The organism is Streptococcus sp. 22.1, assembly GCF_016648645.1.
In the GTDB taxonomy this organism is placed as follows: Bacteria; Bacillota; Bacilli; order Lactobacillales; family Streptococcaceae; genus Streptococcus.
Genome location: NZ_JACLQK010000006.1, coordinates 45860 through 59799 on the forward strand (window position 1 = coordinate 45860; position 13940 = coordinate 59799).

General features: G+C 39.5%; 16 protein-coding genes. All 16 read right to left on the reverse strand.

What is annotated here, in order from left to right; all coding sequences use genetic code 11:
* Positions 1-14: 14 nt before the first annotated feature.
* Positions 15-791: an FxLYD domain-containing protein gene (locus H7U04_RS04335; RefSeq protein ID WP_049546038.1), complete on the reverse strand. Its 777-nt coding sequence runs from the start codon at positions 789-791 to the stop codon at positions 15-17.
* Positions 792-1224: 433 nt separating this feature from the next.
* Entirely contained in the window at positions 1225-3330 is a 2106-nt protein-coding gene (locus H7U04_RS04340; protein ID WP_110981263.1) for an AAA family ATPase, read from the reverse strand.
* Between the two features lie 722 nt (positions 3331-4052).
* Complete coding sequence (locus tag H7U04_RS04345) at positions 4053-4307, reverse strand: Txe/YoeB family addiction module toxin (RefSeq protein WP_021143706.1); 255 nt, start codon at positions 4305-4307, stop codon at positions 4053-4055.
* 3 nt (positions 4308-4310) lie between these two features.
* Positions 4311-4565 (reverse strand): type II toxin-antitoxin system Phd/YefM family antitoxin, encoded by a 255-nt coding sequence (locus H7U04_RS04350; RefSeq protein WP_110981292.1) that lies wholly within the window; start codon positions 4563-4565, stop codon positions 4311-4313.
* A gap of 141 nt (positions 4566-4706) precedes the next feature.
* The gene (locus tag H7U04_RS04355) at positions 4707-5798 is read right to left on the reverse strand and encodes a nucleotidyltransferase (protein WP_110981262.1); all 1092 of its coding nucleotides are present in this window, start codon (positions 5796-5798) and stop codon (positions 4707-4709) included.
* 6 nt (positions 5799-5804) lie between these two features.
* Positions 5805-6545: a class I SAM-dependent DNA methyltransferase gene (locus H7U04_RS04360; RefSeq protein WP_207185731.1), complete on the reverse strand. Its 741-nt coding sequence runs from the start codon at positions 6543-6545 to the stop codon at positions 5805-5807.
* 440 nt (positions 6546-6985) lie between these two features.
* The gene (rsfS, locus tag H7U04_RS04365) at positions 6986-7336 is read right to left on the reverse strand and encodes a ribosome silencing factor (protein WP_002891669.1); all 351 of its coding nucleotides are present in this window, start codon (positions 7334-7336) and stop codon (positions 6986-6988) included.
* Positions 7337-7350: 14 nt separating this feature from the next.
* On the reverse strand, positions 7351-7851 hold the full coding sequence (locus H7U04_RS04370) for a cysteine hydrolase family protein (RefSeq protein WP_049546034.1): 501 nt from the start codon (positions 7849-7851) through the stop codon (positions 7351-7353).
* 3 nt (positions 7852-7854) lie between these two features.
* On the reverse strand, positions 7855-8448 hold the full coding sequence (gene yqeK / locus H7U04_RS04375) for a bis(5'-nucleosyl)-tetraphosphatase (symmetrical) YqeK (RefSeq protein ID WP_110981260.1): 594 nt from the start codon (positions 8446-8448) through the stop codon (positions 7855-7857).
* Positions 8445-9077, reverse strand: a complete 633-nt coding sequence (locus H7U04_RS04380; protein WP_021143701.1) for a nicotinate-nucleotide adenylyltransferase — start codon at positions 9075-9077, stop codon at positions 8445-8447. Before H7U04_RS04380 ends, yqeK begins: the two co-directional genes overlap by 4 nt.
* Before the next feature lie 105 nt (positions 9078-9182).
* Complete coding sequence (yhbY, locus tag H7U04_RS04385) at positions 9183-9500, reverse strand: ribosome assembly RNA-binding protein YhbY (RefSeq protein ID WP_002884193.1); 318 nt, start codon at positions 9498-9500, stop codon at positions 9183-9185.
* A 29-nt stretch (positions 9501-9529) separates the two neighbouring features.
* Positions 9530-10648 (reverse strand): ribosome biogenesis GTPase YqeH, encoded by a 1119-nt coding sequence (yqeH, locus tag H7U04_RS04390; protein WP_110981259.1) that lies wholly within the window; start codon positions 10646-10648, stop codon positions 9530-9532.
* Entirely contained in the window at positions 10648-11175 is a 528-nt protein-coding gene (locus H7U04_RS04395; RefSeq protein ID WP_002891674.1) for a YqeG family HAD IIIA-type phosphatase, read from the reverse strand. Before H7U04_RS04395 ends, yqeH begins: the two co-directional genes overlap by 1 nt.
* A 136-nt stretch (positions 11176-11311) precedes the next feature.
* Positions 11312-12229 carry a DMT family transporter gene (locus tag H7U04_RS04400; protein ID WP_110981258.1) on the reverse strand — a complete coding sequence of 306 codons (918 nt, stop codon included), beginning with the start codon at positions 12227-12229 and terminating at the stop codon, positions 11312-11314.
* Between the two features lie 97 nt (positions 12230-12326).
* Entirely contained in the window at positions 12327-13370 is a 1044-nt protein-coding gene (locus H7U04_RS04405; protein WP_037602457.1) for a 2,3-butanediol dehydrogenase, read from the reverse strand.
* 158 nt (positions 13371-13528) lie between these two features.
* The gene (locus H7U04_RS04410; protein WP_110981257.1) at positions 13529-13912 is read right to left on the reverse strand and encodes a hypothetical protein; all 384 of its coding nucleotides are present in this window, start codon (positions 13910-13912) and stop codon (positions 13529-13531) included.
* Positions 13913-13940: the final 28 nt, after the last annotated feature.

Sequence of the window (13940 nt, forward strand, 5' to 3'; positions counted from 1 at the left end):
TACTTACCTTTTTGTTATTCAGTTTTTTCAGCATTAAAAGAACTTATAGAGACTTGAGTTGTTGTAAACTCATTATCACCCTTAAACTGAGAGAACTCAAACAGAGTCTTACCAGATGGAGCCCAGTTATTAGCAGATACGTACTGCGTACCAACTGTAACACCGTCAGCATTTACCAAATTAATTGTTAAGTAGATATCTTTTATTAAATATTCTGTTGTATTCTCAACTGTTGCAGAATAATATTTTGTATATTCATTAGATTTAGTATTATCTACTGTAAAATTGATATTCTTAACAAGATTTTCAATAGCTTCTTTCTTTGCATTGTTATCTTTAACTTCATTTCCTTGAGCAAGTAACTCTGATAAACTATCTTTATCTTGTACTGGAATAGAATTTATTTTATCTATTGCAGAAAGTAAGGATGTTCTTTTACCAATATGCTCATCCCACTTGGTTTCAAAACTATCCGAACCATATGTTTTCGCAATTTCTAATCCATTATTTAATTCATTAATATAAGAAATTGCTAACTCTTGAAGTTTACTATCCTTAAACTTCTTATCTTTATATTCACTAATTTCATCTAATTCTTTATTAATTGCTTTTTTAAACGAACTAGCCGAGTCACTTTTTTCATTATCAATATACTTCCAACGAGCATCTAGACCCTTGGCTAAAGACTTTATAAAAGCTCCATCATACGTTTTACTTTCATTAGAGTTTGTACAAGCTGATAATGTAACAATCCCAATCAAAAGCAATAATAGAATAGTAATCTTTTTCATAAAATTTCCTCACTATTTAATTTTCGTTATATATTATATTTTTAATTTTACTAACTGTCAACTATTTATGAAAAGAAAATAAATTTTTTTATGTTTTTTCAGATTATTACAAATGAGTTAACCTAATACTTTTATTTTCTTCTCTCGCTTGACTCTATACAGACAATTTTGAATACGCTTGCTATTATCAAATTCTTACTCACCCCACTCTGTATAGATCAGATACTTTCCCCTGTGCTAAAAGTGATAGAAGCAATATTGCTTCTATCACTCGGAAGATTTGAGACTCAGGCTCAAATCTTAGGAATGGAATTCCGCTAGGAAGTCGCTTCCGTCCCTAGCACCCAAGGAAAGTCTAAAAAATTTATAAAAAAGAAAAGCAGAGATATCTAACATCTCTGCTTCATAATAGGATTAGGAGGTTTTATGCTTCTTATTCAGCATCTTTTTCTTTGATAACCAAGACACCGTCTTCCATATCAGCTTCTAGGTGTTTAGCATCAAGGTTATCCAAGTGGAAGTCTGTGACTTTGTCACGGATTTGTTGTTCAACCACACGACGGAGTGGACGAACACCCATGACTTCATCGTAGCCTTCTTCAGTCATGTATTCTTTAGCAGCTTCGCTAACTGCCAAGTCAATGTCTTTCTTAGAAAGAGTCTTGTTAACTTCAACCAACATAAGGTCTACAATCTTAGAAAGATCTTCTTTGCTCAAGTGTGAGAATTCGATAACAGCATTGAAACGGTTAAGGAATTCTGGACGGAAGTAAGGTTTCAAACGATCCATAAGTTCTGGTTTATCAGCATCTTCTGTCAAGTTAGCTTCGTAACCAAAGCCTGCGTTTGAAGTTGCAATAATCACAGTATTCTTGAAGTTTACAGTGTTACCTTGACCATCTGTCAAACGACCATCGTCCAAAACTTGGAGGAGAAGGGTGATGACTTGAGGGTCAGCCTTTTCAATTTCGTCGAGAAGAACGATTGAGTATGGGTTACGGCGAACACGTTCTGTCAAAGTATTGCTATTGTCATCATAACCAACATAACCAGCTGTTGTACCAATCAATTTAGAAACGGCTGTGCGGTCGCTGTATTCTGACATGTCCAAACGGATAATAGCATCTTTAGTTCCGAACATATCAAGAGCCAATTGTTTAGCCAACTCAGTTTTACCAACACCAGTAGGTCCTACAAAGAGGAAGCTACCAATTGGACGGTTACCTTCGTCAAATCCTGCACGGTTACGACGGATGGCACGTGCCACTGCTTCAACGGCTTTATCTTGACCGATAACTTTAGTTTGCAAACGGTGGCCCATATCTTTCAAACGTTCGATATCAGTTGCTCCCATTTGCGATACTGGAATACCAGTCATACGTTCTACAGATTCAGCCACATCGTTAACAGTTGCAGTGACTTTAAGGTCTGCTGTATGGTTAGCAATTTTCTTTTCAAGTTCTTCAATACGAACCTTAGCGTTTAGAGCTGCTTCGTAGTCTTCTTTGGCAGCTGCAGCTTCTTGTTTAGCTTTTTCTTCTTCAATTTCATGTTCAACAGCATTCACATCAGTCACTGGGTGTTGAGCAGCCAAGTGAGCAGCTGTTACATCGACAAGGTCGATAGCCTTATCTGGCAAGCTACGTTGTGGAATGTATTGTACAGAGAAATCTACCGCTGCCTTCAAAACATCATCTGGCAAGATAACATTGTGGTGTTTTTCATAAAGATCACGGATACCTTGGAGAATCTTGAAAGTATCTTCAGCAGAAGGAGCATTGACCTTAACTTCGTTGAAACGACGAGCTAGGGCAGCGTTCTTCAAGATAGTGTTACGATATTCATCTTGAGTTGTTGCACCAATCACTGTCAATTCACCACGTGAAAGAGCTGGTTTCAAGATATCAGCAAGACCTTTAGACCCTTGACCATCACCAGTGCTTCCGGCACCAAGAATTTGGTGGATTTCATCGAAGAAGAGGATAATGTTTCCAGCTTCTTTGACTTCGTTTACCAAGTTTTGAATGTTTTCTTCAAAGCTACCACGGTATTGAGTACCAGCTTCAAGTCCAGAAATATCAATTGAAATGATTTCTTTATTCTTGATAGCAGCTGGGACATCACCATTGACGATGGCTTGAGCCAAACCTTCAACTACGGCTGTTTTACCAACCCCAGCATCCCCGACAAGGACTGGGTTATTCTTGGTACGACGAGCCAAGATTTCGCAAGCTTCTTGGATTTCTTTGTTACGTCCGATAACAGGATCCAATTTACCTTCACGAGCTTCTTCAGTCAAGTTACGACCAAGTTTAGCAATAATACCATCTTGTTTAGGTCCTTTACCTTGATGTTGAGTTGGGTTCACTGCTTCACCTTCATTACCAGGCAATTGACCTGTTTGACGGTAGATAGCAAATTCTTCAGGTGTCACTTCACGACCGTTAATCATGTAGCGACGGTTTTCTGAACGGTAACCACCCATGTTACCCATCAATTGATTGAAAAGATCATCCATATTGTTAAAGTTGTTGTTCATATAATTACCTCGTTTTGTGTTTTCTTGTGAAATTTTTTAAGTGTTATTTTTATGTTAATGTGTTTTTTTGACTTTTACTGACCAAAATCCTAAAAATTTTTAGTAGCTTTAACTACTCTTCTAATAATTTCAGGTTTTGCTCTTGGTAGGAGACTGAGAACTTTCACAGTCTTAAATAAATTGTCATTTAGCATAAGAGCCACCTTCTTTCTGTGAATCTCTCAATATAGCTAACTCCCAAGCCTCTTTCAAAACTATGAAGAGTTTCGACGAAAGAAACTTGTACATTAAGGAATCCTTTTTCCTTATAGTTTTATCATATACCTTTCATTTGATCAGGTCAAGAATTTAGTTTTGACTTTTACTGACCTTTCAGATGAAAATTTTTGCAGACTAGCTGCAATCCTTTTTTATTGGTATATGGGCTATTTACACAGCCTTCATAAGGATTTCATTTCCTTATGTTTATATTCTACAATATTGGTCAGTAATAGTCAATAGTTTTTTTGACTTTTTTTGACCTTTGTTATATTTTTTTGCAGTCAAACCAAAATAACTTTATGACAAGTATTTAGGCAAGCACTGCAAGATTTATAAGGAAGCTAAATCCTTATGAGATTATCATACACCATTAGTCAGTATAGGTCAATAGTTTTGTTTGATCTTTTTTGACCTTTTGGAAAATAATTTACGGAAAGTAAAAAAGCCTACCAAAGGTAGACCTAATAATGATCTTTGAAAGATAGAAAGGCGACACTTTTACCATCAATCATATAAATCAAACGATTTTCAGCATCAATTCGCCGAGACCAAGCTCCTTGAAAGTCATACTTCAAGGGTTCTGGTTTCCCAATACCTGAAAAAGGATCCCGTTGAATGTCTTTAATCAGCTTATTGATTCGCTTAAGTGTCTTCCTATCCTGATTTTGCCAATAACAATAATCCATCCATGCATCTTCAGTGAAAGTGAGTAACATTTTCTACTCCTTTAGTGCATGTTCTTGAGTCTCTCCAGCATGTACCTGAGCCATTCCTCTTAAAACCTTGTCTGATAGTTCTTTATTTTGAACAATACGCAATGTTTCTTGAATGCTATCCCACTCACTCTTTGAGACCACTACAATATCTTCATCAGGATTTTTATTGACTACAGCTAGAGGTTCAAATTCATCATTAACCTTTTTCATATAATCCTTCAAATGATTTCGAAACGTTGAATAGATGACTGCTTCCATTAGCATACCTCATTTTCCTCTTTTCTTTTATTATATACCAAAAGTATAAACTTGTCAGGAACTTGTACAAGTTTATACTTTCTATTACATTTATTCGAAAAAGAAGCAAAAAAGCCTACCAGAGGTAGACCTTCTATAAAGCTATTTTACTCTATGTGGTATGCGTCCAAAGTTTTGTTGAGAAAGCTCGGGGTTGCCTAATTGATAAACATTATCCGCTTGCTGTGTAAGCATATCCCAAGGCTCCCTTCCAATCCGAGCCACTATATCCACAGATTTTTTCACAGATTTGAGATGAGACTGCCCATTTTGAGAAAATCCAAGCACATGAATGGATTCAGGCAGAGGGTTGTCCACAGCTCCGACAAGGATATAGGTCAAAATACGACGTACACGAGCCTTTGTATAGCGTTTAGTTGCTACCTTATCCACTAGTTCCTCCACAGAAGAAACCTCACGAATAGCAACTTTTAAACGACTGGCAATCTCTTCATTCACCTGGAAAACACTGGTCAAATCAGGGTTTGTAAGAATCTGATAAACCAGCAATTGGAAATAATTATCCCAAGAGACCTGTGGAGAAGTCTGAAAAAGTTTGCTATTAGGCATGAACTTATCCACAAAATCACTATCTTGCTTGTGGAGACGTAGGCTGGTTGCTGAAGCGAAAGATACTTCCTTATCTGAGGAATGATAGCCAGCCCCTTGTCTCTGGATAGGATTCAACTTAATGCCCTTACCAGCACAAGCTTTGGCATATGCTAATCCTAGGATATGATTGGGTGTATTGCCAGTAAAGTCTACACCAGCAAATTTCTCCCACATTTTTTGCGTCTTCTGTGGATAAGATAGGTCACTCGGCAAGTTTTCCACAAAGGCTTCCATGTCCTCTGACTTTTCAGCATAGACATTTGCTATTGCCTGGTAATCTAGGACTTCTTCCGTTCCAAAAGTAAGGCTATCAATTCCCAGTCGGGACAAGATATCGACGGCTCCAGCAGCAAAATAATCGGCAGACTGGACTGACGTCAAGAAAGGCAACTCAACCACGAGGTCTGCCCCATTTTCCAAAGCCATCTGAGCCCTAGTCCACTTATCCACAATAGCTGGCTCACCTCGCTGAACAAAGTTCCCAGACATGGCAACGATTTTTACGCCTTTAGCCTGATCCAAGAGATACTTGTGACCGTTATGAAAAGGATTGAACTCAGCAATAATACCTGTAACTGTCATAGGCTCTTATTTTTGGGCCATAAAGAACCAACGGGCACTAGTTTCAGTCGGTTCCTTGTCCTCGAAATCGGCATAAAGTTTGAAAGATTTGAAGCCGGCCTGCTCCAACAAAATATCATAAGTCAAGACCTCATAAGTGCGTTCCTCATGCACCTCATCATGACGGCTAAAGCTTCCATCTTCCTCTTGGACAAAGAAAGTTAATTCATGGACGATAGAATGCGGAGCCGCATCCTCATAGGTATCCCAGAGCATAGCAAAGTCTTCTGCATTTTCATGGTAGGAATAGCCAGGGAAAACCTCATCCGTCTGATAGGTTGAGTGCACATCAAAGATAAAGATGCCATCTTCATTCAGTGCATTATAAACCTCCTTGAAGACGTCCCCAACCTCTACTTCATCCTGCATATAGCAGATTGAATCTGAGTAGCAAGTCACAAAGTCGTACTTACCAGCTTGCGATAAATTCAACATGTTGCCTTCAATAAAGTCAATTTTCTGTTTGGCGGAAGCCGCACGCTTCTCCGCAATCTTCAACATATCAGCACTCAAATCGAGTCCAGTTACATCAAAACCAGCTTGAGAAAAACGCACAGATTGAATCCCAGTCCCACAAGCCAATTCGAGCAATTTCTTTTTGTCCTTAGTCTTTGGCAAATGACGGAGGGAGAAATCCGTCCACAAATCGTAAAGACTATCATCCATAACAGCGTCGTAGACCGCCGCAAAAGTTTCATAAGTAGCCATAATGATGATACCAAGTCCGTCCGTAATCGGAATGAAAATTAGGGGGAGTGAGACAGAACGAGTTTTTTTAAAAAAATCGTTCGTTGTCTCACCCCCGCAAGGCTGATTAGGTACTCTTCCGAGCTTAAAAAGCGAATGAAGAGTCCAATCAGCTACTGCGCCAAATAATAAATTTTAATATTGATAATTTGACATAGAACTATCTATTTTCCGACGATTACAGGACGGGTTCAAATCCTTTCTAAGATACAAAGAGCGTTAAAAGCAAAAAAATAGGAAACATTCTGTCATATCGCTAGATACAAAGGAAGTTTTTCTTTTTCTCACAGCTTTTAGCTCGTGTTCAGTTAACAAACCAACCAAACACAAGACTCTATCCTTCCTATTAAATCTTTAGTTTAAGCAACAAAACCCAGTTGTCGCCAACTGAGTCCAATTTCTTATGCCAAATAAGCTGACACATCCACCATTGGTGCTTCATGCCAGAGTTTTTCGAGGTTATAGTGTGCACGTTCATCTTCTGTAAAGATGTGAACAACAACATCGTTAAGATCCAAAAGAATCCAACCACCCTTGTTGTCACCTTCCATGTGACTAGCATCAAGGCCAGCTTCTTTCACTTTCTCACGGATGTTGTCGGCAATAGCTTCCAACTGACGGCTGTTCATTGCACTCAAAATAACAAAGTAATCTGTTAGACTTGTAAGGCCGTACAAATCAAGGGCAACAATGTCTTCAGCTCGCTTTTCATCAGCAGCTTTGACAACCAATTCAAGTAATTCTTCTTTCATTTAATCCTCTTTCATTAAAAAATCGTTTTGTAATCTAAGACATCTGCAAAACGTTCATCCCAAATGTTCTCGTAAAATTCATTAATCGTTTCTGCTGGAATGTCATCTCCATCAAAGGTTGTAACAGTACCTTCGGGAACAACTAGCTTGTAGCCATGTTCGAAAGCAACTTTAATGGATGTATCAACACAATACTCCGTCTGCATACCGCATAAGACTAGTTTCTCAATTCCTTGTTGATCCAAGTATTCCTTTAATCCAGTCTCTTTAAACATGCTATTGTATCGCTTCTGAAAAACCTTTTCATCAGACTGTCTCTTTAATAGTGGCGATAATTTCCAATCTTCCGAGGTTAGAGCCTCTTCCGTTTCAATATGCTGAATATAGATAATTTCAATCTGCTGTTTTCTAGCCTGATCTTGTAAATAAGAGATTTTCTCTAACAGCTTTTGTGTTTCAAAACCTGTTTCCACTAAGATATTTTGTACATCAATAATAATAAAAGCTGTTTTCACTTACTAATCCTCTTTTAAGTAATGCACAAAAGCATTATAGGTTTCCAAGGTTTGTGGGAAAATCGGTAGAGCTTGGTGGGCCAAGTGTTCTACCGTATGGACGGTTTCAAAAGCAACTGCCTTATCCAAGGATTGCTCTGCTACTTGTCTAGCTTCCTCTACCAAAGGGAAATTACGGTTATGCTCAATATAATCAGCCACATAGACAATCTTGTCTAGGGTCGACATGTCATGGCTTCCGACGGTATGGATTTCAATACTGCGTAGAATCTCAGAATCAGTCAAACCCAAATCTTCTTGGATTTTGTAAATCCCAACCATGCCATGCCAGACATTGTTCCCCCATTTTTTCAATTCAGGGTCGAGCTCATACTTATCGATTAGCTCTAAGAATTCCTGATCCGGAAGCTCCTTGGCATAATCATGAAGGAGGCCAGCCAAACCAGCTTTTTCAGTATCGTAACCATACTTTTCAGCAAGAGCAACAGCAGCTCGCTCAACACCCAAAACATGATTGAAGCGTTTAGGACTCATGACCACTCGAACTTTTTCAAGGAGTTCTTCACGAGAATAGTCTAGATATTTTTCATAGGTCATTTATAGAGCCCCGCTTTCTTGATGTAGGCAAGTACAGACTGCGGCACCATAAAGTTAGGTGTACGATCCTTCTTAATGTAGGCTCTGACTGCACTCGAACTAATATCCATAAGGGGTACATCCACCCAAATAACTGGGTAAGAGGTTCCAGCCTTATACTTAGGACGCTGAACACCAACAAATTGGACCATCTCGATTAGTTCATCAATACGATGCCATTTTGGTAGGTATTCGACCATATCCGCTCCAATAATAAAGTAATAATCCGTATCAGGATTAGCCTCTGTCAAGAGCTTCATGGTGTCATAGGTATAGCTGATTCCCTTACGTTCCAACTCGATGGTTTCAATATCCAAACCTTCAATGCCGTTAATAGCCAACATAAGCATATTAAGGCGATGTTGTTCATCAATAGTCTCTTTTTTATCGACATGAGGTGGCTCAAACTCAGGCATGAGAAGAACTTCGTCAAGACCTAACTGCTGACGCACCTGATCGGCAACAACCAAGTGGGCATTGTGAACAGGATTGAAATTTCCACCTAAAATTCCCACCTGCTTACGGCCAGTATCTTTGATTTCTTCTTCTAGTTGAACCTTTGTAAATGGGGTTACGAGATCCAGTGCCATGTACGCCTCCTCTTTTTCAAGCATTATACAACTGACTTAAGGCTAGCTGATGCTTCAAAAGTGTTCCTATACCTTAGTTTATCCTTCACCAAGCAAAGTCAGCAACTATTTTTGGATAGCTTTGACCTTTGGTGACAACTTACGATTTTCTTTTTTGGCTGACTCTTTATAGAGAATCAAGATACGTCCAATCTTAAGAACTGTATCACAGCCAATTTCTTCTTCCAAGATTTCAGCAACCTCATGAATATCTTCCATAGTGTTTTGGAGTAGGGTTACTTTGATCAATTCACGGGCATCAAGGGCGTTGCGAACGCTAGTTTTGATATGGTCGTTAAGACCGTTTTTCCCGATTTGTACAATAGGTTTAAGTGTGTGTGCTTCCGATTTGAGGAAGGCACGTTGTTTTGATGTTAATGACATGTTTATTCCTTTTAACTACTTAATTAAGTTTAAATAATCGCTTTTCGTACGGCAACGCCAACACCTTCTGGTGCCCAAGCAGCAACGATGGTTGGTTGGTCAGCTTTTCCTTGGACACGGATCCATCCTAATCCTGAGAAGACAATGTCTGTCTTATCTTTAACAGTAAATTCATGACGAACAAGTTTTGGAAAATCAGCCAATTCCTTTGGTCCAGGAGGCATGAGAAGACTTCCAACATGCTTATCATAGAAGGCATCTGCGCCTTCAAGTTTGGTACGATGTAGCTTCAAGTTATTATCAAAGAAGGCTGTAAAACCTTGCTTATTCCCATCAATAAAGTCAAAGCGTCCTAGTCCACCTAGGAATAGGGTTTGTCCTGCATTTAACTGGTAAGTTTTTGGCTTAATTTCCTTCTTAGGACTAACGTACTTGAGATCCTTCGCTGACAGATAGTGTGCCATCTGGTGTCGGTGAATAATTCCTGGTGTATCAAAAATATAGCTACCGTCATCCAATGGGATTTCAATCTTATCAAGGGTCGTTCCTGGAAAACGAGAGGTTGTGATAACATCTTTATCACCAGTAATTTCTTTGATAATGGCATTGATTAAGGTTGATTTACCAACATTCGTAACACCAACAACATAGACATCACGACCCTTACGGAGTTTTTCAATACGTTGAATCAACTCTTTAATGGCGTGGTGATTTTGGGCAGACGTCAACATGACATCCACCGGACGCATCCCTTCTTCGTGGGCACGTTCTGTCAACCATTGGGTTACCTTACCATCTTTAACAGATTTAGGCAGGATATCCTTTTTATTTCCAACCAAGAGCACATCATTACCCGAAACAAAGCGTGATAAGCCTGGTATGATTGATCCATTAAAATCAAAAATATCAACGACATTGACAACGAGAGCATCACTATCACCAACTTCATGAAGCAATTTTAAAAATTCATCATCTGTGATGTGGACATCCACAATCTCATTGTAATGACGAAGACGGAAACAGCGTTGGCAGTATAACTCACCTGTTTCTTCGGCCTTTTTAATAGAGCTAGCAGGTGTGAAACCTGCTTTTTCTTTATCTTCTGTTTGAATTTGAGCTCCACACCCAATACAAAATAATTCTTCCATTAAATTCCTTTGTTGAAGGTCATTGGACCATATGCTTTTTCAATCTTTTTCCACATGCGACGTTCACGCCAACGGTTAAACTTGGTTACCCAAGCATCTGATTTCACCAAAGGCTTGACCAAAATCGAGCGAATTCCAGCTCTGTGGCTAGCTCTGATGTCAGTCATTAGCTGGTCTCCCACCATAACAACCTCGTCTCGGTTAAAGTGGTAACGCTCAATCGCTTCATTAATGCCTTTAGTGAAAGGCTTCATGGCACGACTCACGAAATCCACATGGAAATTGGCAACCGCACGTTCAACACGTTCATATTTATTGTTAGAGACCACAACTACCGGAATATCAGCCTCTGTCATCTCATCCAACCAAGCACGTAGCTCAGGAGTCCCATCAGGGTTGTTCCAAGCAATCAAGGTATTGTCCAAATCGACCAAGACGGCACGAATACCGTGTTCACGTAACTGGTCAGGTTTCAAATCATAAACAGCCTCCACCATAAAATGGGGCCTATAATCGTCTATAGTCATTTTCTCTCCAAAATGTTAGTTTACCTCTTATTCTACCATATTTTTAAGGTTTATGTGTGGGACTTAAGTCCTATTTTTTAAGAACATCCTTTACATAACAATAAAGAAAAGAGCCACAATCACTCAGGCTCCAATATTATCTTTGAATTTTTTCTTGTTTTTTAAGTGCAACTAAATTCTTAAGCGATATGATGATAACAGCAAGAACAATTAAAAACATTCCAACCACATCAATGGCAAAGAAGCGGTCCCCCATAATTAATACGGTCAAAATGACTGACGCTATAGGTTCTACCGAAGCCAAGAGACTCCCTTTGACAGCTCCAACCATGGTTGTCCCCTTAAGAAAAACGGTGTAAGCAAAGACTGTCCCAATGAAGACCAAGCCAAAGAGTGCTAGAAGATTTCCACTAGTCAAGGGTAGCTCGTACTTCCAGGCTTGGATAACAATCGGAAAGATTAAACCACCGAGCAACAGGCCTAAACCAATGACAATCAAACTTCCCCATTTTTCAATAGCCTTAGCAGGCAGTAAGATATAAAGTGCATAGGTCACCGCCGAAAAGAGACCCCAGAACAAGCCCAGAGGTGTAATTGCCAGCTCCCTTATCTGACCATGCGTTGCGATGGTAAAGGTTCCCACAATAGCCATGATAATCGCCACTAGCTCTGCTGCTGTTGGGAACCTACGATATTTTGCACATACAAAAGCCAGGATGATAACTGGGGTGACATACTGCAAGACCGTCGCTGTCCCAGCATTAGTGTATTGAATAGCACTGAGATAGGCGTACTGATTTAGTACCAGACCAAAGAGAGCAAATAAGGCGATACTTACTAAGGTTTTTCTATCTTTAATAGCTTGTACTAATTTGTCTCGCTGCCTAAAAAAGACCGAAGCCGTTAGTAAAATACCAGACAAAAGCAAACGTAAACTCGTCAAAAGATTGACATTAACACCATGAGCCATTAGGTATTGACCAGAAACTCCTGAAAATCCCCAGGCAATTCCTGCAGTTATGACCATCAGACTACCTTTTAGCGTCTTTGACATAGTCACCTCCCAAATCTATTTGTTTCTGTTATTGTAACACAAAAAGGTCGAAACAAAACGGTTTCGACCTTTATCTATTCATTCGACCTTTATAAACTTATTCTGGTTGAACCAAGATTTTAATTTGAGATTTATCTTGGGTTAATTCAACAAAACCTTCTTCAACGATATTCTCCAATTTAATTTTCTTAGTAACCAATTTATCAGCAGGGAAGTAGCCTTGTTCCATCAATTCCAAAACTTTAGGGAAGATGTGACGGTAGGCAATAATTCCTTTGAGAGATTTTTCTTGGATGGCGAATTCATTTGGATTGATGCTGGCTTCACGTTCCCAGATAGATACGACCATACATTCCCCAGCTTTATGAACAGCTGCAAGGGCTTGGCCTAAAACAACCGGAACCCCAGTAACTTCGTAAGAAACATCTGCTCCACCTCCTGTCAAACGATGGATAGCCTCTACGACTGTTTCCCCTTCTTCTGGGCGAACAACAATTGCTCCCAATTCTTCTGCTTTCGCTTGACGTTCAGGAGACAATTCAACCGCATAGATTTTTGATGCTCCTGCTGCACGAAGGGCTTCAACGATCAAAAGACCAATTGGACCCAAGCCAAAGATAACAGCTGTATCCCCAGCTTTCAAAGCAGATTGACGGACTGCATACACAGCTACAGCAGCAGGTTCTGTAAGAGCGGCTTGTTCATAGCTCAAGCTATCTGGAATCACATGGACAAGATCACCATCAAGGACACAGTATTTCGCAAAACCACCATCTGCAGCGAGGCCGACGAAGTTCAAGTTTGGATCAAGGTTATAATCACCAATCAAGTTGTGCTCTGCAAGAATTGGTTCGATGGTTACACGATCGCCAACTTTGACACGAGTCACATTACTTCCGACTTCTACAATCTCACCAGAGAATTCATGTCCCAAAGTAACCGGTGCTTTTTGACCAGAATACACATGTTCTTCTGTTGGAATGAAGATTGGTCCATCCAAATATTCATGCAAATCTGTACCACAGATTCCTGTGAACTTGACTGCCACTTTTACTTGATGAGGCTGTACTTCAGGTACTTCCACTTCTTCGATACGAACGTCTTTCGCTGCATGCCAGCGAGCTGCTTTCATAGTAGCCATATGATGATCTCCTTGTTTTCACAATTTTTGGTTTTCTTTTCAGGAAACATTATACATCAAATTGTAAACGTTTTCTTTTTACTTGTCAAGGAAAAAGAGACCAAAAAAATAAGGGAAGTATCCTATGAAGTACCTCCCTAATCTAAACAATAGTTACCTTATTTCTTTTTGATTCGAGACACCTCTAGCCACCAACCGACAACCCAGCCAAGGACTAAAAGATAATTTTCAAGAGCACCTATGGCGTTGACTGAGTGATGATGTTGAAGATAGTTAAGGAAATGATTGGTCCCAATCCCGAGGCCACCTAGAATCAAAGCAAGCAGAACGGCTCTCAGATAAAACCAATCGTATTTGAGATTAACGGCAAGGAGGATGACCAGAACCGCCACATTCCAAATACCAATCTCTCTCTGCCAGCCAACGGAAATGCCATATCCTGAATGACTTCCCATATAGGTTGGGAAAAATAGCTGAAAAATAATGGCACCAGTCATGGCCAGGATGACTAGGATAAATAGGACTCTTAAGAATTTGTTCATAGGGTTGCCTCCTACTTAATAGATGTTT